The sequence below is a fragment of the Streptomyces sp. NPDC047515 genome, from assembly GCF_040643055.1.
Classification (GTDB): domain Bacteria; phylum Actinomycetota; class Actinomycetes; order Streptomycetales; family Streptomycetaceae; genus Streptomyces.
In genome coordinates this window covers 68,912-89,055 of sequence record NZ_JBEYTM010000019.1, presented here as the reverse complement: position 1 = coordinate 89,055, position 20,144 = coordinate 68,912, and the positions used below count along the sequence as shown (strand labels likewise).

Annotated in this window: 15 protein-coding genes and 1 pseudogene; 8 read left to right on the top strand and 8 right to left on the bottom strand. The window is 71.8% G+C overall.

Features of this window, described 5'->3' with window-relative positions:
* Positions 1 to 109 precede the first annotated feature (109 nt).
* Positions 110 to 2,938: a penicillin acylase family protein gene (locus ABZ826_RS18125; protein WP_361448604.1), complete on the top strand. Its 2,829-nt coding sequence runs from the start codon at positions 110 to 112 to the stop codon at positions 2,936 to 2,938.
* 86 nt (positions 2,939 to 3,024) lie between these two features.
* Here ABZ826_RS18125 and ABZ826_RS18120 read toward each other — a convergent pair whose 3' ends face one another.
* Entirely contained in the window at positions 3,025 to 4,302 is a 1,278-nt protein-coding gene (locus tag ABZ826_RS18120) for a DUF1343 domain-containing protein (RefSeq protein ID WP_361448601.1), read from the bottom strand.
* A gap of 185 nt (positions 4,303 to 4,487) precedes the next feature.
* Here ABZ826_RS18120 and ABZ826_RS18115 point away from each other — a divergent pair, with 185 nt between their 5' ends.
* The 5 genes from ABZ826_RS18115 (at position 4,488) to ABZ826_RS18095 (ending at position 12,842) form a co-directional block, all read left to right on the top strand.
* Positions 4,488 to 5,252, top strand: a complete 765-nt coding sequence (locus tag ABZ826_RS18115) for an SDR family oxidoreductase (RefSeq protein WP_361448598.1) — start codon at positions 4,488 to 4,490, stop codon at positions 5,250 to 5,252.
* Positions 5,249 to 6,907, top strand: coding sequence for an AMP-binding protein (locus ABZ826_RS18110; RefSeq protein WP_361448595.1), 1,659 nt, complete (start codon positions 5,249 to 5,251; stop codon positions 6,905 to 6,907). Before ABZ826_RS18115 ends, ABZ826_RS18110 begins: the two co-directional genes overlap by 4 nt.
* Before the next feature lie 92 nt (positions 6,908 to 6,999).
* Positions 7,000 to 7,593: a TetR/AcrR family transcriptional regulator gene (locus tag ABZ826_RS18105; protein ID WP_351074876.1), complete on the top strand. Its 594-nt coding sequence runs from the start codon at positions 7,000 to 7,002 to the stop codon at positions 7,591 to 7,593.
* A gap of 320 nt (positions 7,594 to 7,913) precedes the next feature.
* Positions 7,914 to 8,078, top strand: a complete 165-nt coding sequence (locus ABZ826_RS18100; protein WP_361448592.1) for a hypothetical protein — start codon at positions 7,914 to 7,916, stop codon at positions 8,076 to 8,078.
* 57 nt (positions 8,079 to 8,135) lie between these two features.
* Entirely contained in the window at positions 8,136 to 12,842 is a 4,707-nt protein-coding gene (locus tag ABZ826_RS18095; protein WP_361448589.1) for a HEAT repeat domain-containing protein, read from the top strand.
* 106 nt (positions 12,843 to 12,948) lie between these two features.
* Here the strand turns inward: ABZ826_RS18095 and ABZ826_RS18090 are convergent, their stop codons facing one another.
* Entirely contained in the window at positions 12,949 to 14,175 is a 1,227-nt protein-coding gene (locus tag ABZ826_RS18090; RefSeq protein ID WP_361448586.1) for an acyl-CoA dehydrogenase family protein, read from the bottom strand.
* 8 nt (positions 14,176 to 14,183) lie between these two features.
* Complete coding sequence (locus ABZ826_RS18085) at positions 14,184 to 15,206, bottom strand: phosphotransferase family protein (RefSeq protein WP_361448583.1); 1,023 nt, start codon at positions 15,204 to 15,206, stop codon at positions 14,184 to 14,186.
* A 152-nt stretch (positions 15,207 to 15,358) separates the two neighbouring features.
* Between ABZ826_RS18085 and ABZ826_RS18080 the strand changes: the two genes are divergently transcribed.
* Positions 15,359 to 16,648 (top strand): enolase C-terminal domain-like protein, encoded by a 1,290-nt coding sequence (locus tag ABZ826_RS18080; RefSeq protein ID WP_361448580.1) that lies wholly within the window; start codon positions 15,359 to 15,361, stop codon positions 16,646 to 16,648.
* 67 nt (positions 16,649 to 16,715) lie between these two features.
* Positions 16,716 to 17,140, top strand: a pseudogene (locus tag ABZ826_RS18075) (zinc-binding dehydrogenase).
* 191 nt (positions 17,141 to 17,331) lie between these two features.
* Here ABZ826_RS18075 and ABZ826_RS18070 read toward each other — a convergent pair.
* The 5 genes from ABZ826_RS18070 to ABZ826_RS18050 form a co-directional block, all read right to left on the bottom strand.
* Positions 17,332 to 17,643: a DUF202 domain-containing protein gene (locus tag ABZ826_RS18070; protein ID WP_361448577.1), complete on the bottom strand. Its 312-nt coding sequence runs from the start codon at positions 17,641 to 17,643 to the stop codon at positions 17,332 to 17,334.
* Positions 17,640 to 18,035, bottom strand: coding sequence for a DUF202 domain-containing protein (locus ABZ826_RS18065; RefSeq protein ID WP_351074890.1), 396 nt, complete (start codon positions 18,033 to 18,035; stop codon positions 17,640 to 17,642). The genes ABZ826_RS18070 and ABZ826_RS18065 overlap by 4 nt, the downstream gene beginning before the upstream one ends.
* Positions 18,036 to 18,129: 94 nt before the next feature.
* Positions 18,130 to 18,651, bottom strand: a complete 522-nt coding sequence (locus tag ABZ826_RS18060) for an NUDIX domain-containing protein (RefSeq protein WP_361448574.1) — start codon at positions 18,649 to 18,651, stop codon at positions 18,130 to 18,132.
* A gap of 33 nt (positions 18,652 to 18,684) precedes the next feature.
* Positions 18,685 to 19,458 carry a glucose 1-dehydrogenase gene (locus ABZ826_RS18055; RefSeq protein ID WP_361448571.1) on the bottom strand — a complete coding sequence of 258 codons (774 nt, stop codon included), beginning with the start codon at positions 19,456 to 19,458 and terminating at the stop codon, positions 18,685 to 18,687.
* Positions 19,459 to 19,487: 29 nt separating this feature from the next.
* Positions 19,488 to 20,117, bottom strand: a complete 630-nt coding sequence (locus ABZ826_RS18050) for a TetR family transcriptional regulator (RefSeq protein WP_361448568.1) — start codon at positions 20,115 to 20,117, stop codon at positions 19,488 to 19,490.
* Positions 20,118 to 20,144: the final 27 nt, after the last annotated feature.

Genomic DNA, 20,144 nt, shown 5'->3' with positions numbered 1-20,144 from the left:
GGCCCGTGCGAGCGCATGTGACGATTCGGAAAAGGTGACCGTTGTTCACCTTACCGGCGAGTCATACCGCCAGTAACCTCCGGCGCATCGGCCTCTCGGAGGAGCACGCATGCCCCCACGCACCGTCAAGTTCAGAGCCGCCACCGTCGCGGCGGTACTCGCGCTCGGCGCCACCCTGCTCGCGGCCTCGCCGCAGTCCGGCGCCGCGGCGGCGGAACCGGCACCCGTCACCGACTACTGCCAGGGGCAGTGCGACGACATCCTGCCACCCGGCGAGAACGGCAACGCCACCCTCGTCGACATCCTCGGCAACAAGGCGTTCGGTACGCACCCCGCCCACAGCGACGATCAACTCGACCGCTACAACGGCCTGGTGGCCGGACACGCCGGTCTCACCGACCAGAAGCTCACCGACTTCTTCAACGACGCCTCGTTCGGCGTCCCCAAGGACCAGGTCGAGTCCGTCACCTCGCCGCGCGCCGACGTCACCATCACCCGTGACAAGGCGTCCGGTGTCCCGCACATCAAGGGCACCACCCGCTACGGCACGGAGTTCGGCGCCGGATTCGCCGCCGGGCAGGACCGGCTCTGGCTGATGGACCTCTTCCGGCACATCGGACGTGGCGAACTCACCTCGTTCGCCGGCGGCGCGCTGGCCAATCAGGGCCTGGAGCAGCAGTTCTGGCCGCAGGCGCCGTACACCGAGGCGGATCTCGAAGCACAGGTCGACTACATCAGGACCCACGAGGGCGCCCGCGGCGAACAGGCCATGGCGGACGCCCAGGCATATGTCGACGGCATCAACGCGTACCGCGAGAAGTCCAAGAAGGGCCGCTACTTCCCCGGTGAGTACGTGCTCACCGGCAAGATCGACGCCATCACCAACATCGGGGAGATCCAGCCGTTCGAGCTGACCGACCTGATCTCCATCGCCTCCGTGGTCGGCGGTCAGTTCGGTGGCGGTGGCGGTGGTGAGGTGCAGGCGGCGCTCTCGCTGCTCTCCGCGCAGCAGAAGTACGGCGTCGCCGAGGGCACCAAGGTCTGGGAGTCGTTCCGCCAGCGCGAGGACCCCGAGGCCGTACTGACGATCCACGACGGCACGTCGTTCCCGTACGCGGGCAAGCCCGCCACGGCGCGCGGCACCGCGCTGCCCGACGCCGGGTCCGTCACGGCCGAGCCCCTGATCCACGACCGCACCGGCTCCGCGGGCACCGACAGGAAGGCCCCCGTCAAGGCCCCCGCCACGCTCAGGAAGGCCCAGGGCATCTACGACGACGGCGTCGTCCCCGAGGGCTCGCTGCCGGGTTCCGGCTCCGGTGCCCAGAAGCGCGGCATGTCCAACGCCCTGCTGGTCTCCGGCAAGCACACCGCGAGCGGCAACCCGATCGCCGTCTTCGGGCCGCAGACCGGCTACTTCGCCCCGCAGCTGATGATGCTCCAGGAGCTCCAGGGCCCCGGCATCAGCGCCCGCGGTGTCTCCTTCGCCGGTGTCGGCATGTACATCCAGATGGGCCGCGGCCAGGACTACGCCTGGAGCGCCACCTCGGCCGGTCAGGACATCACCGACACCTACACCATCGACCTGTGCGAGCCCGACGGCTCCGCGCCCACCAAGGACTCCACGCACTACCTCTACCGCGGCACCTGCACCGCCATGGAGACCCTGGAGCGCACCAACTCCTGGAAGCCGACCGTCGCCGACTCCACGGCGAAGGGCTCCTACCGGATGCAGGTCCGGCGCACGAACTACGGCATCGTCACCCACCGTGCCACTGTGGGCGGCAAGCCCGTCGCATACACCTCGCTGCGCACCACCTACCGCCACGAGGCCGACTCGATCATCGGCTTCCAGATGCTCAACGACCCCGGGTACGTCAAGGACGCCGCCTCCTTCCAGCAGGCGGCGAGCAACATCGACTACGCGTTCAACTGGTTCTACGCCGACTCCCGCACCGCCGCGTACTACAACAGCGGCATGAATCCGGTGCGCGCGGCGGGCATCGACCCGGCGCTGCCGGTCAAGGCCGAGCGGGCCTACGAGTGGAAGGGGTACGACCCGGCCGCCAACACGGCCGCGTACACCCCGTTCGCCGAGCACCCGCACTCCAGCGGCCAGGACTACTACGTCTCCTGGAACAACAAGCAGGCCAAGGGGTACGCCTCCGCGGGCTTCGGACTCGGCGCGGTGCACCGGGCCGATCTGCTGGACGACCGGGTGGCGAAGCTGGTCGAGGAGGGCGGCGTGACCCGCGCCTCCCTCAGCCGGGCGATGGCCCAGGCCGCGGTCACCGATCTGCGCGGCGAGCAGTTGCTGCCCGAGCTGCTGAAGGTGATCCGCTCCCGGCCGGTCACCGACCCGGAACTGAACGCCGCCGTCCAGCAGTTGGAGTCCTGGCGGGCGGCCGGCTCGCAGCGCAGGGAGAGCAGTGCCGGATCGCACGCGTACACCTACGCCGACGCGGTACGGATCATGGACGCGTGGTGGCCGAAGCTGGTCGAGGCCGAATTCAGGCCGGGCCTCGGCGACGGGCTGTACGAGGCACTGACCGCCAACCTCGCCACCGACGAGTCCCCGGCGGCCAGCCATGGACCGAGCGGGGCGCACAGTGGTTCGGCGTTCCAGTACGGCTGGTGGGGCTTCGTGGACAAGGATCTGCGCCGGGTCCTCGGACAGCCCGTCAAGGGACCACTGGCCAAGACGTACTGCGGGAACGGCGATCCGGCCGGCTGCCGTGACGCGCTGCTGTCCTCCCTGAAGCAGGCCGTGGCCGAGCCGGCGACGGAGGTCTACCCGGGCGACGACAACTGCAAGGCCGGCGACCAGTGGTGCTCGGACTCGATCGTCCACCGGCCGCTGGGCGGCATCGCCCAGAAGTCCGTCCACTGGCAGAACCGCCCGACGTACCAGCAGGTGGTGGAGTTCCCCGCCCATCGGTAGGGCATGTGCTGACCGTCCGGCTTCCGAGGACGGAACCCGTTCGCCGGGTGGGCCCGAACCCTCGGGCCCACCCGGCTCGGACCGTGTCACCGGTACTGGAGATACCTCCTGCGGACCGACCGGAACGCGGCGAGGTCCTTCGCCCAGGCCCCGACCACCTCATCCGTGTCCGCCCCCGCGTCGATCATCGTGCGGACCCGGGTGTTGCCGGTGAGCTTGTCGATCCAGTTGTCCGAGCGCCACGCGAACCCGCTCCAGGTCCGCTTCGCCGTCACCAGCAGCGCGATCCCGGTGCGTACCGGGTCGAAGGCCTCTCGGTCGTGGACGTGCAGCTGCACCCCGCCCACCGTCGTCCCCTGGAACTTGGAGAACGTCGGCGCGAAGTACGCCTCGCGGAACGCGACCCCCGGCAGGCCGAGCGCGTTCACGGCCTCCGCCCACCGGTGGTCGATGCCCTCCGCGCCGAGCAGTTCGAACGGCCGGGTGGTGCCGCGCCCCTCGGAGAGGTTCGTCCCCTCGAACAGGCAGGTCCCCGAGTACACCAGCGCGGTGTCCGGCGTCGGCATGTTGGGGCTCGGTGGCACCCACGGCAGTCCGGTCGTGTCGAAGAAGTCCGAGCGCCGCCACCCCGTCATCTTCACGATGCGCAGGTCCACCGGCCGCCGGGCCAGGAACTCGGCGTTGAAGAGCAGCGCCAGTTCGGTGACCGTCATGCCGTGCGCCTGCGCGATCTCCCGCCGGCCCACGAACGTGGCGAAGGCCGGGTCGAGCACCGGACCGAGCGCCGCCCGCCCGGTCACCGGGTTCGGCCGGTCCAGGACGACGAACCGCTTGCCCGCGAGCGCCGCCGCCTCCATGCAGTCGTACAGCGTCCAGATGTACGTGTAGAAGCGGGCTCCGGCGTCCTGGATGTCGAAGACGATCGTGTCCACGCCGGACGCGGTGAAGACGTCCGCGAGCGGCTGACGGCTCTTCGAGTACGTGTCGTACACCGGGAGTCCGGTGGCGGGGTCGTCGTAGCGTCCCTCCGAACCGCCCGCCTGCGCGGTGCCGCGGAAACCGTGCTCGGGCCCGAAGACGGCGATCAGGTCGACGCGTTCGTCCGGGTGCATCACATCGACGATGTGGCGCACGTCGGAGGTGATCCCGGTGGGGTTGGTGACGACGCCGACCTTCTGGCCCTTCAGCAGCGCGTAACCGTCCGCCGCCAGCCGGTCGAAGCCGGTACGGACCCGGCCGTGCCCGTTGCCCCGCTCCTTGCCGGACGCGGGGGCGGCGGTCGCGGCCCCGGTCCCGGCGGCCGTCGCCGCGAGGGCCCCCACCGCACCGCCGGCGGCCAGCAAACCACGTCTGGACAGGCTCATTCGGCTACCTCCGTGATCGCGACCTCTGTCATGGTCACGCACGCTAGCGCGCGTTCAGGCCATACGGAATGAGCCGGACGCGACGGTTGTGACAGGAGTGTCGCCCGAGCGGCGTCAACCTCTTCCCTCGCAACATACCGACTGGTTAGTCTGCTGGTGCAGTCGGCTGAGAGAGGCGGGACCCGATGAATACGGTGCAGGGCGCGGGCGTAGTGGTCACAGGGGCCGGAGGCGGCATCGGGGCCGCTCTGGCCCGCCGGTTCGCCGCGGAAGGCGCGCGAGTCGTGGTCAACGACCTCGACGAGGCCGGGATCGGGCCGCTGGCCGAGGAGATCGGCGGTACGGCCGTCGCCGGCGACGCCTCGCGGATCATGGACGCCGCCCGGGACGCGCTGGACGGCACCGTCGACATCTACTGCGCCAACGCGGGCCTCGCCTCGCCCGGCGACGCCTTCGCCGACGAGGAGGTCTGGGCCGCCGCGTGGGACGTCAATGTGATGGCCCACGTCCGTGCGGCCAGGGCGCTGCTGCCCGGCTGGCTGGAGCGCGGCAGCGGCCGCTTCGTCTCGACCGCCTCCGCCGCCGGACTGCTGACGATGATCGGCGCCGCGCCGTACAGCGTCACCAAGCACGGCGTCGTCGCCTTCGCCGAATGGCTCTCGCTCACCTACCGCCACCGCGGCATCAAGGTCCACGCGATCTGCCCGCAGGGCGTGCGCACGGACATGCTCACCGCAGCCGGATCGGCCGGGGAACTCGTCCTCGCCCCCAGCGCCATCGAGCCCGAGGCCGTCGCCGACGCGCTCTTCGACGCCATGGCCGAGGACCGCTTCCTCGTCCTGCCGCACCCCGAGGTCGCCGGGTACTACCGGGCCCGCACCAAGGACACCGATCACTGGCTGGGCAATATGAACCACCTCCAGCGGAAGTGGGAGGAGACCGGCGCATGAGCGAGTCACGTTACGCGGCCAAGCCCTGGATCTCCCTGCTCAGCGAGGCCCAGCGGGCCCCCGTCAGCCCCGCCGAGACCTTGGTCCACGCCTTTCGCGCCTCCGTCGCCCGCAGCCCCGGGCACACCGCGCTCGCCTACTTCGACGGACGCCTCGACTACCGCGAGACCGACGCGCTCTCCGACTCCGTGGCCGGCCATCTCGCCGCCAAGGGCCTGGAGCGCGGCGACCGCGTCGCGATCATGCTGCAGAACACCCCGCAGTTCGTGCTCGCGCTGCTCGGCGCCTGGAAGGCCGGTGCCACCGTCGTCCCGCTCAACCCCATGTACAAGTCCGGCGAGGTCGGCCACGTACTGAAGGACGCCGAGGTCACCGCGCTGATCTGCGCGGACCGGGCCTGGGAGGCGTATCTGCGGGACACCGCCGCCGACGCCCCCAGTGTGCGGATCGCGCTCACCACCAGCGAGCTGGACCTCCAGACACGCAACGACGCACGCGTACTCGGCTTCGAGCGCCTGCCCGTCCCCGAGGGCGCCGACGATCTGGTTGCCGTCGCGCGGCAGGGCCTCCCAGCGCCCGAGGGACGCGGACCCGCCTGCGCCGACGTGGCGCTGATCAGCTACACCTCCGGGACCAGCGGCACCCCCAAGGGCGCCATGAACTCCCACGGCAACATCATGGTCAACGCCGAGCGCCAGCGGGCCGGGCACCCCGTCGCCGAGGGCTCCTCGTACTTCGCGCTCGCCCCGCTCTTCCACATCACCGGCATGGTCTGCCAGCTGGCCGCCTGCCTCGCCAACGCCGGCACCCTCGTCCTCGCGTACCGGTTCCACCCCGGCGTCGTCCTCGAAGCCTTCGCCGAACACCGCCCCGCCTACACGGTGGGCCCGTCGACCGCCTTCATGGCACTCGCCGCCGACCCGGACGCCACCCCCGAGCACTTCTCGTCCTTCCGGGTGATCTCCTCCGGCGGTGCGCCACTGCCGCCCGCACTCGTCGAGAAGTTCCGGGCGGGCTTCGGTCCGTACATCCGCAACGGCTACGGCCTCACCGAGTGCACCGCCCCCTGCGCCTCCGTACCGCCGGAGCGGGAGGCCCCCGTCGACCCGGTCTCCGGAACGCTCTCCGTCGGCGTACCGGGCCCCGACACGGTGGTCAGGATCCTCGACGAGAACGGTGAGGAGGTGCCCTTCGGCGAGCAGGGCGAGATCGCGGTCCGCGGGCCGCAGGTCGTATCCGGCTACTGGCGGCTGCCCGGGGCCACCGCCGCCGCCTTCCCGGACGGCGAGCTGCGCACCGGCGACATCGGCTTCATGGACCGGGAGGGCTGGCTGTACGTCGTCGACCGCAAGAAGGACATGATCAACGCCTCCGGCTTCAAGGTCTGGCCGCGTGAGGTGGAGGACGTCCTCTACACCCACCCGGCGGTCCGGGAGGCGGCCGTCGTCGGTGTCCCCGACGCCTACCGCGGCGAGACCGTCCGCGCCTACGTCAGCCTGCGGCCGGGCACCGCGGCCGGACCCGAGGAGCTGGCCGCGTACTGCAAGGAACGGCTCGCCGCGTACAAGTACCCGCGCGAGGTCGAGATCCTGGCCGAACTCCCGAAGACGGTGAGTGGGAAGATCCTCAGGCGGGAACTGCGTTCCCCCCGATAGACCGTCTCAGGAACGGCGGACCGCTGCACGCACGGTGGTCCGCCCCACGCTCGGCACGGATGCACGCACGGTACGGAAGGAAGGTGGCGGCAATGGCCAAGGCGACGGACGGGGAGACGCCCCCCGTCCCTCAGCGGCTGCTGGCCGCCGCCACCCGGCTCTTCGCCGAGCGGGGCTACGACCGGACCTCCGTCCAGGAGATCGTCGAGGCGGCGGGCGTCACCAAGGGCGCCCTCTACCACTACTTCGGTTCCAAGGAGGACCTCCTCCAGGAGGTCTACGCCCGCGTGCTCCGGCTCCAGCAGGAGCGACTGGACGCCTTCGCGGACGCCGACGCCCCGGTCGAACAGCGGCTGCGGGACGCCGCCGCGGACGTGGTCGTCACGACCATCGAGAACCTCGACGACGCCTCGATCTTCTTCCGGTCCATGCACCATCTCAGCCCGGAGAAGAACAAGCAGGTGCGGGTCGAGCGGCGCCGCTACCACGAGCGGTTCCGGGCCCTGGTGGAAGAGGGCCAGCGGAGCGGAGTCTTCTCCACGGCCACCCCGGCGGACCTGATCGTCGACTACCACTTCGGCTCGGTCCACCATCTGTCGACCTGGTACCGCCCCGATGGTCCGCTCAGCCAGCAGGAGGTCGCCGACCACCTGGCCGATCTGCTGCTGCGCGCCCTGCGCCCCTGAGGGCTGTCCTGTAATCCCTGGCGGGCGTGCGACGGCGACAGCTGAACGGCACCTCGCCGCATTGTCGGGACCTCCGCATACTGCGAGTGTGCGGAGGTCCCTCCGCGTTGCGATGCACCGCATCCGAGGCCGCTCGCTGATCCACCAGGGACTACGGGACAGCGGACTACGGGACGGTTGCAGATTACGGGTGAAGGTGCCGGGCGTGACCACCGCCATGAAGGGGCGGAGCCGGCCTGTCTCCATCCATCCACGCTATCGATCGCAGCCGGCTGAACCATCTGTTGGACCGACCTCCGCAACGGGTCGAAGCTGGTTGTATGACTCACATCCAGCCGTCCGCGCACGTCCCCGCGCTCTGGGCGGCGGCCTACGGGGCGCGCCACGGACCGGCCGTCCGCCTCGCCGCCCGATGCCTGCTGCGTGTGAGGGGATTCGTCCGCGATCTGGCCCTGGCGGATCACGTGCCGTTCGGCGGCTACTGACGGGGGAGAGGCGAATTCCGTTGGTGGGGCCGGGAACGACCCGGCTAGCATCCGACGGTGAATACGCCGGCCGATGAAGAGTTCCACGATGCCGTCCGCAGGGCCGACGCCGGTCATCTGTCCCGGCTCCTGGAAGCGCACGACTGCTCGACGGCAGTGCTCGGACGGCTGATCCGGCACGAGGACCCCGGCATGCGTCATCTCGGTGCGGCCCTGCTCACCGAGCGCGTCACCGCGGGCCTCTGCGACGACGCGGAGACGGCCGAACTCGCCGCTCTGCTTCCGGTGTCGCCGACGGGGCCGCCGGAGGCGGATCTCCTCCTGGCAGGGCTCCACGAGCGGCTCGGCCCGCGGCTGAGGGGCCGGCCCCGCCCGTCCTGGCGCACGGCCGGGCCACCGGTACGGGTGAGGATCGCGTGGCTGCGCGCCGAACTCCTCGTCGAGCCTGCGGTGATCCGTGACGAAGCCCCGGGCGAACTCCTCTACCAGGCGGTACGGGAGGCGGACATCACCGGTGCGCACCGGCCGGCGCGTCTGGTGGGCGAACTGGCGGACAGCGGTGATCCGGTGCTGCAGACAGAGGCGTTGCGGCTCGCCCGGCAGGGGCTGCACGCCGGGCTGCTGGCTCCCGCGCTGGTCCGCGAGGCCCTGAGCGGCCTGCTCGGCGCCTACAGCGACCAGGTCGTCGCCGGCGCGCTGGGCGAACTCGCCGAGCCGTGGGCGGCGATGGAGCCGTTGTCGCCGGGACGCCTCACCGGGTTTCTCGCCGCCGGTGCGGTCCGGACGAGCCCCGCGGTGGCCGATGCGGCCCTCAGGGCCGCCGCTCGCCACGGCCACAAGGACCTGCTGCGCCGGGTCGTCGCCGATCCGGGCCTTGCGCCTCGACTGCGCCGACGGGGCATGGAACTGCTCGGCGATCTGGCCGACCGCGACGACATCGGTGCACTCATGGCCGTCGCCGCGGGCGACCCCCTGTTGTTCGGCGGACCGGCGATGGCCTGTCTGCGCGGACTGCACCGGCGCGGGCACTTCGTGGACGGTCCGGACGTGGCGGCCGCCATCGGCCTGGCCCTGTCCGACCACTCGATTCCGCCCGGCGAGGTCGCGACGATCCTGTACACCTGCCGAAAGCGGGTGTTCCGGCTGCTGACGGAGGCGCTCGCCGACGATGTGGGCCGGTCACGACGGCTCGCCCTGCTGGTGGCCCTGGCCGGGCAGGGCACGGGCGAGCTCCCCATCGGCGAGGCGATCACGGGCGCGCTCTCCTCGACCGCCGTTCCCGGTCCGTTCCTCGACGCGATCCGTGAGCTGCGCCACGCGGACGCCGAGGACGCCGTGATCGCTCTGCTGCCCTCGGCTCCCGCGCCGGCCCTGGACGCCCTGGAGGCCATCGGCGGGCAGCGGACGGTGCTGGCCCTGCGAGAAGGACTGGGTCTGGGCCCGGCCGGGGGCGCCATCGCGCCTCATCTGCGCGCCGTACGCGACCGCGCCCTCCAACTGCTGTGGCTGCTGACCCGGGATCCGGACCAACGGCGCGACCTCCTCGTACGCCTGGACCCCGCCGACCTGCCGACGAGCATCGCGGCCGAGCTCGGGTCTTTCATCTGGATCAGCCCGGCAGGATCCGTACGAGAGGCCCTGAGCGGCCCGGACGAACGCGAAACGGCCTTGCTGAGCCTGCGTCCGGGCCCGGACGAGCCGATGGCGGCGCTCTGCCGGCTGGCGGCCCACGGCAGCCCCGGCACCCTGCCGGTCATCGCCGATCTGCTGCTGCGCGTCGTGTCCGGCCTGGCGGCGTCGGCGGATCGGGAGCCCGGACGGCCGAGCGGTGAGCCCGTGGTGCCGCAGGAGGCCTTGGACGCCGTGCACGCCCTCGGCCGTCGGCTCCACGAGCGGGGCGCGATCCGGCCCGTCTGCCTGCTGGACGCGGCGGACGCCCGAGAGGCCGGCCACGCCCTGGTCGCGACCACGGCGCTGGATCTGCTGGACCGGCCCGGTCTGTCCGACCGCGAACAGGCGATCCTCCTCGAACTGCTGCGGCGGGCCCCCTGGGCGGGCACCCGCGCCCGGGTGCACCGACTGCTGCGCCACCGCGACCGGCATGTGCGCAAGCACGTCATCGCCCTGCTCGCCCGCGACGCCACCGGCGAGGACGCACAGGCGTTGTCGGCGAGCCTGATCGCGCTGACCACCGCCCAGGACATCCAGACCGTCCGGCAGGCACTCCTCGCCCTGGGCCACGCACGGGCGCACTGGGCGTCCACCGCGATCGCCGCCTGTCTCGGCCGTCCGAACATGAACATCAAGAAGACCGCCGCCGAGACGCTGGTCCGCGCGGGCACCCCCGCGGCGCTGCCCGAACTGCTCTTCTGGCTCGGGCACCACGACAACCCTGGGCTGCGCGAAGCGCTCGTCGCGGCTCTGCGCGCCGTCCTCGGTGACGCCTACGCGGCGACGCTTCTCGCCGCCGCCGAGCACAGCCGGGACGGCCGTACCCGCGCACTGCTGCTGGAGGGGCTCGACGGCGCGCTCACGGCGCGCTCGGTCCTCGCGCTGGACGACCAGGCGTCACCGGTGGCGGCCGGCCTGCTCTCCCTGGTGGCTGCGAGGCGGGTCGCTCTGGCCTCCGGAGAGGTGACGGAACTGGCGATACCGCTGGCCAGACACGGGATCACCCCCTCGGCGGCCGCCCAGCGGCCGGCGGCGGGCAGCGCGGCGGCGGAGCGTGACATCAGGTCGCTGCTGGACGACGGTTGGAACCCTTCGGTTGCGCTGCGCCTCGTGGAGCGGGACGAGCCCCTCCGCTCCTGGCGGCTGAACGAGCTGCGGCCGATGCTCGCCGACTGGCTCCGCCTGGCCGGTGCCCGGCCCGCCGTGCGGGACAGGACGGTGCGGTTCGCGCTGCGCGTCTGCCCCGCACCCCGGACGGCCGGGGAGCTGGCGGTGTTCGCCCGGTCCACCCGGGTCCTGCTCGACACGCTCGCCGACGCCCGGGACGAGGACCGGCACGACCTGATCGCGGTACTCGAAGCGGCCGCGCCGAAGCTGACGGCGACCGGCCGGCCGATCGTCGCCGCCGCGATACGGGCCCTGCGCCCCGCACCCGCGACGCCCGTCCGGTCCACGCTGACGCTGCTGCGCGGCCTCGGTGCGGTACTGGTCCGCACCGACCTCGACCAGGCACTGGCGTCGGCCCGGCTCGGCGCCGACCCCCGGCGGGCCGAGACCGCCGTGCTGAGCGAGGCGTTCTCGATCCCCGAGACCGCCACCGCGGGCATGCCGGCCGAGGCGCGGGCATGGCGGGCGGCACTGGACGACGCGGTGCGCGCCCTGGGCACACTGGAGGAGTTCCGCCGACGGGACGACGGCACGGTCGGCTCACGGGACCGACTGCGCGCGCTGATCGAGGTCCACCGCGGCGCGGCTCCCGTCGTCCGGACCGCGCTGCTCGACTGGATGACGGCGCTTCAGCCCCTCGACGCACCGCCCTGGACCATCGCCGAGACCGCCCGTACCCCCACGGCGCCGCCCCGGCAGGTGCGTATCGACGATCTCGATCAGCCCCGCTCGACCGCGTTGCGCGAACGCCTGCTGGACATGCTGGGGTCGACCCATCCGGACCGCAGGGAGACCGCCGCCCTGGCGCTGGCAAAGTGGCCCGAGCCCGAGGCCCGGCTGTCGGTGCTTCGCGCCTTCCTCCGGGGGCGCGTCGACATCCCCGTCGGCGTCGACCTCGCCCGCGCACTGGGCGCCGTCGGCGAGGCGGAGCTCCGGGGCGACGACATCCTGCGCGACCGGGTGGCTCTCGCGGCCTCGAAGCTCGACCCGTGGGCGCTGGAACCGCTCGTACCCCTGCTGCTGGAGTGGTGGGAACAGGCCCCGCGCACCGCCGGACCCGCGGTCGGCCACGCACTGCGCGCCTACCCCGCCGACGCGCTCGCCAGGACCCTCGGCGACCGTCTCGACGCCGGGGCCTGGGGCTTCCTCGACCTGCTCGTCGGCCGCGGACTGCTGCGGACCCCGGCGCTCACGCGGACCTGTCGCCGGCTGCGCGCCGAGGGACGCGACGAACTCGCGGACCGGCTCCTGCTCGTCGACGGCCCGCTGCGCGGCCCGGACGCCGTCTCGCGGGACGAGGCGGCTCGGGCCGCGCTCCGCGACCGTGCCCCTGCCGTGCCCGCCGCAGCCCCGCACCGCCCGTCCCGGCGGGAACTGCTGGACCTGGCGCGAACCGGTACCCCGGAACAGACGGGCCGGGCCCTCACGGAACTGGCCGAGGCCCATGCGGGCCCGGCCCCGGACGGGGATCTTGCACTGCGAGATCTGCTCGCGGAGTTGCTGACCCATCCCCGGGTCGGGGTCCGTCTGCGTGCCCACCGCACCTCACGGACCATGCTGGACCGGCGGACCCATCTGGGCCACACGATGCTCCTGCTGGACGACCCCCGGCCGGACGTGACGCGCACGGCGATCCGCACGCTCTGCCACGCCGGCTGGGAGCCCGCGATCCCCGCCGTGACGGCACTGCTCGCACACCCGCACCCCGTCGTACGCCGCACGGCGGCCGAGGGGCTGGCCGGGATGGGCGAGGCGGCGATCCCGGCCCTCCGCCGGGCCGCGGCCCACGCCCGCCCCGACAGACGCTCCCTCTACACGGACCTCCTCGACCGGATCGGACGATCAGGTCCGCCCGGCGACACCCCGGACCTGCCCGGCAGCGATGTGAGCCGACCCGGCAACGATCGAAGCCCACACGGAGATTGAGGACAGGCGGTCACGAAGGAGCCCGGCGCCGAAGACCGGGTCCGGCCGGCGATCGAGGACAGGGCGGCAACCAGGCAGGCCCCCGCACCCCCCACCGGGCCACCGGCTACACGTACCGCTTGATCTCGCGCCGTGCCAGCGACCGCTGGTGCACCTCGTCCGGTCCGTCCGCCAGCCGCAACGTCCGTGCCGCCGCCCAGAGTTCGGCCAGCGGAAAGTCCTGGCTGACGCCACCCGCGCCGTGCAGCTGCACCGCCCGGTCGAGGATGTCGACCACGGCACGCGGGGTGGCGATCTTGATGGACTGGATCTCCGTGTGCGCGCCCCGGTTGCCCACCGTGTCCATCAGCCATGCCGTCTTCAGGACCAGCAGCCGCAACTGCTCGACCGTGACCCGTGCGTCGGCGATCCAGTTCTGTACGACGCCCTGCTGGGCGAGCGGCTTGCCGAAAGCCGTACGGGACACCGCCCTCCTGCACATCAGCTCGATCGCCCGCTCGGCCATGCCGATCAGCCGCATGCAGTGGTGGATGCGGCCGGGCCCCAACCGGGCCTGGGCGATGGCGAAGCCGCCGCCCTCCTCGCCGATCAGGTTCGCGCCGGGCACCCGTACGTCCGTGAGGACGACCTCGGCGTGACCACCGTGGACGTGGTCCTCGTAGCCGTACACCTGCATGGCGCGCCGCACTTCGAGACCGGGGGTGTCGCGCGGGACCAGGATCATCGACTGCTGGCGGCGGACGTCGGCGCCGTCAGGGTCATCGGCGGTCGCTGTCTTGCCCATCACGATGAAGATCCGGCAGTTCGGGTTCATCGCCCCGGAGATGTACCACTTGCGGCCGTTGATGACGTAGTCGTCACCGTCGCGCACGATGCGGGTCTCGATGTTCGTCGCGTCCGACGAGGCCACTTCCGGTTCCGTCATCGCGAACGCCGAGCGGATCTCCCCGGCGAGCAGCGGCTCCAGCCACTGCTTCTTCTGCTCGTCCGTGGCGAACTGGAAGAGCACCTCCATGTTCCCGGTGTCCGGGGCCGCGCAGTTGAGAGCGGTCGGCGCCAACTGCGGTGAGCGTCCGGTGATTTCGGCGAGCGGGGCGTACTGGAGGTTGGTCAGCCCGGCACCGTGGTCGGCGTCGGGGAGGAAGAGGTTCCACAGCCCCTGCCGTCGCGCCTCGGCCTTGAGGTCCTCGACGATCTGCGGGGTCTCCCACGGGGAAGCGAGCAGCGCGCGCTGTTCGTCCGCGATCTTCTCGGCCGGGTAGACATGCTCGTCCATGAAAGTGAGCAGCTTGGTGCGCAGCTCCTCGGTACGGGCGTCGAATGCGAAGTCCATGGGGGTGATCAGCCTTCCTGGAGGGTAGTGAGGCCGTGCTCGATGAAGACGGGGACGAGATCGCCGATGCGGTCGAAGCCGGTGCCGACGGTCCGGCCCAGGGTGTAGCGGTAGTGGATGCCCTCCAGGATCACGGCGAGCTTGAACCAGGCGAACGCCGTGTACCAGGAGATGGCGGAGGTGTCCCGGCCGGAGCGCGCGGCATAGCGCCCGATCAGTTCGGCGGGAGCGGGGTGACCGGCCGCGCCGCTGGTGGTGGAGACCGGGGACTTCGTCAGGCCGAGGTCGGAGCTGTACATCACCAGCAGGCCGAGATCGGTCAGCGGGTCGCCGAGCGTCGACATCTCCCAGTCGAGGACGGCCTTGATCCGGTCGTCGGAGCCGATCAGGACGTTGTCCAGTCGGTAGTCGCCGTGTACGACGGTGGGCGCGGGGGAGACGGGCAGGTCACGGCCGAGCGCGGCGTGCAGTTCGTCGATGCCCGGCAGTTCGCGGTTGCGGGAGGCGTCCAGCTGCTTGCCCCAGCGGCGCAGCTGCCGGTCGAGGAAGCCCTCGGGGCGGCCGAAGTCGCCGAGCCCGACGGACCCGGGGTCCACGGCGTGCAGTTCGACCAGGGTGTCGACGAGGCCGAGGACGGCCTCCCGGGTGCGTTCGGCGCCCAGCGGGGCGAGCTGCTCGGCCGTGCGGTACGGGGTGCCCTCGACGTACTCCATGACGTAGAAGGGCGACCCGATCACCGAGTCGTCCTCGCAGAGCAGCACCGGTTCGGGCACCGGCACGGCCGTCGGATGCAGGGCACTGATGACCCGGTGCTCGCGCTTCATGTCGTGCGCGGTGGCCAGCACATGACCCAGCGGGGGCCTGCGGACGACCCAGCGGCCGGTGCCGTCCGTGACGACGTACGTCAGGTTCGACCGGCCGCCCTCGATGAGCCGGGCTACGAGCGGTCCGTTCACCAGACCCGGCCGCTCGCGGTCGAGATGTCCGCGCAGCCGGTCGAGATCGAGACCTGGCGGGTGGACTGGGCTCATCGTGCGCACCTCCGGGGTGAAAGACGGTCGGTGTTCATGATGCCGACCAGTCGGTATGTCGTCCAGTGAACTCCCCGAATCCAGTGGGCGGACTCCGGTCCGGCGGGGCCCGGAGTCTGGTGCTCAGTCTCATCCCTGAATATGGTTCATGTATGAAACCAGCGCTGTTGATCGAAGACGTCCGGCTGACCCCGATCCTGATAGCCGACCCGCCGCTGCTCAACACCCAGGGCGTGCACCAGCCGTACACTCCGCGGCTCATTGTGGAAGTCGTCACACGCGGGGGAGCGACCGGTATCGGGGAGACGTACGGGGACGGCAAGTACCTCGAACTCGCCCGGCCGCTCGCCGCCGCCCTCGCCGGACGCCCGGTCAGCGATCTGAACGGCCTGTTCGCGCTGGCCGAGGAGGTGTGCGGTGATTCACGCGCGGCCGACGAGCGTGTCGACGCGGGCGGGCTGCGTGGTGTCCAGACCGCCGACAAGCTCCGGCTCTCCGTCGTCTCCGGCTTCGAGGTCGCCTGCCTGGACGCGCTGGGCAGGGCCCTCGGCCTGCCCGTGCACGCCCTGCTCGGCGGCAAGGTCCGCGACGGCGTCGAGTACAGCGCGTACCTCTTCCACCGCTGGGCCGCTCACCCCGAGGGCGGCGAACGGGACGACTGGGGCGCCGCCGTCGACCCGGCCGGAGTCGTGGCCCAGGCCCGGCGCTTCGCCCGCGAACACGGCTTCACCTCCTTCAAGCTCAAGGGCGGTGTCTTCGAACCCGACCGGGAGATCGCCGCGATCCGTGCGCTGGCCGAGGAGTTCCCCGGCCGGCCGCTGCGCCTCGACCCCAATGGTGCCTGGTCGGTCGCCACCTCGCTGTACGTCGCCGAGCAGTTGAAGGATGTCCTCGAATACCTGGAGGATCCGGCGAGCGGCACGGACCTGATGGCCGAGGTCGCCGCCGCCACCGACGTACCCCTCGCCACCAACATGTGCGTGACCACGCTCGCCGAGGTCCCGGAGGCCTTCGCCCGCGGCGCCGTCCAGGTGGTCCTCTCCGACCACCACTACTGGGGCGGACTGCACCGCACCCGCGAACTGGCCGGGATCTGCCGCACCTTCGGCGTCGGACTCTCCATGCACTCCAACACCCACCTGGGCATCAGCCTCGCCGCGATGACCCATGTCGCGGCCACCGTCCCCAACCTCGACTACGCCTGCGACAGCCACTACCCCTGGCAGACGGAGGACGTCATCGCCACCCGCCATGTCTTCCGGGACGGCCGGCTCACCGTCTCCGACGCGCCCGGACTCGGCGTGGAGCTCGACCGCGAACGCCTGGCCGCGCTGCACCGGCGCTGGCTCGACGACGACGGCACGATGCGCGAGCGGGACGACGAGGCCGCGATGCGCAAGGCCGAGCCCGGCTGGCGCGCCCCCTCGATCCCGCGCTGGTGACGGAGCCGTTCCCCGGGGCGCCCCGGCCTGAGTTGCGGGTGCCCCGGCCCGCGTCGAGGGTCGGGGCATGAAGGCGATCAGCTACAGCAGCTACGGCGGGGCCGACGTCCCGGAGTACGGGGAACGGCCCGACCCCGAGGTCGGCCCCGACACCGTCCTGGTGAAGGTGCGGGCCGCGGCGGTCAACCCGGTCGACTGGAAGGCCCGCGAGGGCCACCTCGACTCCGGTCTGGACGCCTTGTTTCCGGTGATTCCGGGCTGGGACGTGTCCGGTGTCGTGGTGCAGCCCGGCATCGCCGTCGGCTGCGGGCACGCCCGGACGCCAAGGACCTCGCCCACCTGGCCGAACTGGCCGAGCAGGGCGTCGTCACGGTCCATGTCGACCGGGTCTTCCCGCTGGAACGGGCGGCGGACGCCCACCGGCTGAACGAGCAGGGGCGCACCCGGGGAAAGATCGTCGTGACCGTCCCCTGGGAGGCGCCGGAGGTCTGACCGTTCCGGTGCCGGGCCTTGGAGGAGCTCACGGCCTCCCCCACGGCAGGAAGCGGGCTCCCGACGCCCTGCGACTCCGCTTGCGGCGTTGTCGTCGGTCAACGACGCTCCGCGTCGATTCCTTCCTCCGCCTTGCCATCGAAGCCGCATGACGCCGCTCGCTGATCCACTCCCTGTCGTGGGGGAGGCCGTCACAACAGCGTGGCCGCGGCGAACACCGCGAGCGCGACCGTGCACGCCGCCGCGGTCAGCGCGCCGCGCGCCGAGAGCGGTTGCGGCCGTGCGGTCCCCATCCCGAGCACCCGCCGGTGCGCCACGACCAGGAAGCCCAGCCAGGCCAGCGCGCTCAGCGACACGGCGAGGATCCCGACCGGTGTCGCGCCGCCGCGCAGCGCCTGCCGGACCGCCAGCAGCGCCACCACCGTGCACGACAGCGTCGTACGCCGCCACGCCAGCCTGGTCCGCTCGGGCTGCAGCCCGGGGTCACGCCCGCCGTCCGTCACCGGCCCTCCCAGCCGAAGAGGACCACCACCACCATCGCCACGGCGACGACGGCGACCGCGAGACCCAGCAGCGACGGGAACCGGGAGACCGGCAGATCCTCCCCCCGCCGCATCGCCCGCTCGCACCGCACCCAGTGATTGACCGCCCGCAGCGCGCACAGCACACCGGCCGCCAGCAGCGCCAGCGCCAGCCCCGCCCGTATGCCCCACGCCAGCTCCGGAAGGAACTGGTCGACCGCGAAACCACCGCCGATCAGTGCGAGTGCCGTACGGATCCAGGCGAGGAAGGTGCGCTCGTTGGCGAGCGAGAAGCGGTAGTCGGGGGTGTCGCCCTCTTCGCGGACGCGCTGCGGCGCGAACCACAGGCGCAGGCTCTGTACGAAATCGTTCACGCGTGAACCCTAAGGGCTGTCCCCGTAACCGCTGGCGGGCGCACGACGGCAGGCGCCGGGCTGCCGGGGTTGTCCGACAGGGAGATCGCCCGGCTCAGGAGGCCGGTCCGCCCGCCCGGAAGGCGCGCAGCCGGTGGTACGCCTCCAGGCCGTCCGGCACCCACTCCCAGTCGCCGAGCCGCGCCGCCAGCTCCGCGTCGGTGAGGAAGGTGTGCCAGGCGACCTCTTCCGCCTGCGGGTTCACCGGCAGTTCGCACCGCACCTGGTAGACGTGGCTCCACCAGGAGTGCTCCGCGCTCTCGTAGAGGAACTTGAACAGCGGCTCGGGGCGGGGGAGACCGAAGACGCCCAGCTCCTCCTCGGCCTCCCGCAGCGCCGCCTCGTCGTACGACTCGGCCGCCCCGACCACCCCGCCGACGAACATGTCGTAGTGGGACGGGAAGACCAGTTTGGTGGGGGTCCTGCGGTGCACGAAGAGCCGGCCCCCGGAGTCCCGGACCTCGATGAAGACGCAGCGATGGCGAAGGCCCCGCGCGGTCGCCTCACCGCGCGGGGCCTGTCCCACGACCACGTCGTTCTCGTCGACGATGTCCAGGATCTCGTCAGAAGGAGTCATACCCCTCATCCAACATCAGGCCACCGGCGGTGATCACTGGCCCATGACGTACTTCACAGTCGGGCCCGTGGTCCAGCCGCCGTCCACGGCCAGCTCGGCACCGGTGATGTACGAGGCGGCGTCCGAGAGCAGGAAGGCGACCGCCTCCGCGATCTCCGTGGCCTCACCGACGCGGCCCATCGGGGTGTTCGGGTAGTTGCCGTCGCCCTGCTGGATGCCCACGGACGCGGTCATCGGGGTGTAGACCATGCCCGGGTGCACGGAGTTCACCCGTATCTTCGCCGTGCCGAGCTCCACCGCGCCGACCTTCGACAGACCGCGGACACCCCACTTGGAGGCACCGTAGCTGGAGGTCAGGGCGAGGCCCATCAGCCCGGCGGCCGAGGAGATATTGACGATCGAACCGCCGCCGTTCTCCTTCATCACCGGGATCACCGTCTTCATGCCGATGAAGACGGCCGTCAGGTTGATGTCGATGACCTTGCGGAAGTGCTCGACCGTCTCGGTCTCCAGCGGCTGACCGGTCGATACGCCGGCGTTGTTGACCAGGCCGTCGATCCGCCCGAACTCGGCGAGGGTGAATTCGGCGACGCGCTGCCAGTCCGCCTCGGAGGTCACGTCGTGGTGGAGGAAGCGGGCCCGCGCCCCGAGCCCGGCGGCGGTGGCGGCCCCCTCCTCGTCGAGCACGTCGGTGATCACCACGTTGGCGCCGCCCGCCACGGCGAGACGGGCGGCCTCGGCGCCGAGGCCCCGGGCACCGCCGGTGATGACGACGGTCTTGTCGCTGAGCTTGTTCTGGTCGGTCATGACACTGTCCTTCGTGTGGTGCGGGAGATTCACGCGCCGCCCGGTAGGGGCGCGTGCAGGAACGCGGTGGTGGTCTCCACGAGATCGGCGAGGAAGAACTCCTCGTCGGTCAGCGGCCGGGTGCCGTCGAGCCTCTGGCGGGCGCGGTCGGCCAGCGCCGCGCCGATCAGGGTGAGCGCCAGATCCAGACGCTCCAGACGCACGGGTCCGGGCAGCGTGCCGAGGCAGTCCCCGATTCGTCCGATGAGCCGCCCGTAGGCGGTGCCGTCGAGTGCGGGGTGCGGGCCACCGGTCCGCAGTCCGGTCTCATGGCTGAGCTGGGCGGAGATCCGCAGACAGCGGCGGCCCCGGTCGTCGGCGAGCAGGCTCGCCTCGGCCGTCACCAGCGCGGTGAGCAGTTCCCGTACGCCGCAGTCCGCGGCCAGTTCGTCGAGCAGCGGTGCGATCACCTGTTCGGTCCGGGTCTGCCGCCCCTCCATCACCGCGTCGAGCAGCCCGGCCCGGGAGCCGAAGTGGTACTGGACCGCGGAGGGGTTGCTCTGCCCGGCCAGTCGGACGATGTCCCGCAGCTGGGCGCCGTCCGTGCCCTGCGCGGCGAAGATCTCCTCGGCCGCGCGGATCAGCTTGTGCCTGGTCTCTGCGCCTGACGTTCTGGCCATGAGGCCACTTTAATGCTGGCCATTATT

Excerpts from the sequence above, each read along its gene's own strand:
- ABZ826_RS18125 (WP_361448604.1), top strand. The coding sequence starts at position 110 with ATGCCCCCACGCACCGTCAAGTTCAGAGCCGCCACCGTCGCGGCGGTA.
- ABZ826_RS18120 (WP_361448601.1), bottom strand. The coding sequence starts at position 4,302 with ATGAGCCTGTCCAGACGTGGTTTGCTGGCCGCCGGCGGTGCGGTGGGG.
- ABZ826_RS18115 (WP_361448598.1), top strand. The coding sequence starts at position 4,488 with ATGAATACGGTGCAGGGCGCGGGCGTAGTGGTCACAGGGGCCGGAGGC.
- ABZ826_RS18110 (WP_361448595.1), top strand. The coding sequence starts at position 5,249 with ATGAGCGAGTCACGTTACGCGGCCAAGCCCTGGATCTCCCTGCTCAGC.
- ABZ826_RS18105 (WP_351074876.1), top strand. The coding sequence starts at position 7,000 with ATGGCCAAGGCGACGGACGGGGAGACGCCCCCCGTCCCTCAGCGGCTG.
- ABZ826_RS18100 (WP_361448592.1), top strand. The coding sequence starts at position 7,914 with ATGACTCACATCCAGCCGTCCGCGCACGTCCCCGCGCTCTGGGCGGCG.
- ABZ826_RS18090 (WP_361448586.1), bottom strand. The coding sequence starts at position 14,175 with ATGGACTTCGCATTCGACGCCCGTACCGAGGAGCTGCGCACCAAGCTG.
- ABZ826_RS18085 (WP_361448583.1), bottom strand. The coding sequence starts at position 15,206 with ATGAGCCCAGTCCACCCGCCAGGTCTCGATCTCGACCGGCTGCGCGGA.
- ABZ826_RS18080 (WP_361448580.1), top strand. The coding sequence starts at position 15,359 with ATGAAACCAGCGCTGTTGATCGAAGACGTCCGGCTGACCCCGATCCTG.
- ABZ826_RS18060 (WP_361448574.1), bottom strand. The coding sequence starts at position 18,651 with ATGACTCCTTCTGACGAGATCCTGGACATCGTCGACGAGAACGACGTG.
- ABZ826_RS18055 (WP_361448571.1), bottom strand. The coding sequence starts at position 19,458 with ATGACCGACCAGAACAAGCTCAGCGACAAGACCGTCGTCATCACCGGC.
- ABZ826_RS18050 (WP_361448568.1), bottom strand. The coding sequence starts at position 20,117 with ATGGCCAGAACGTCAGGCGCAGAGACCAGGCACAAGCTGATCCGCGCG.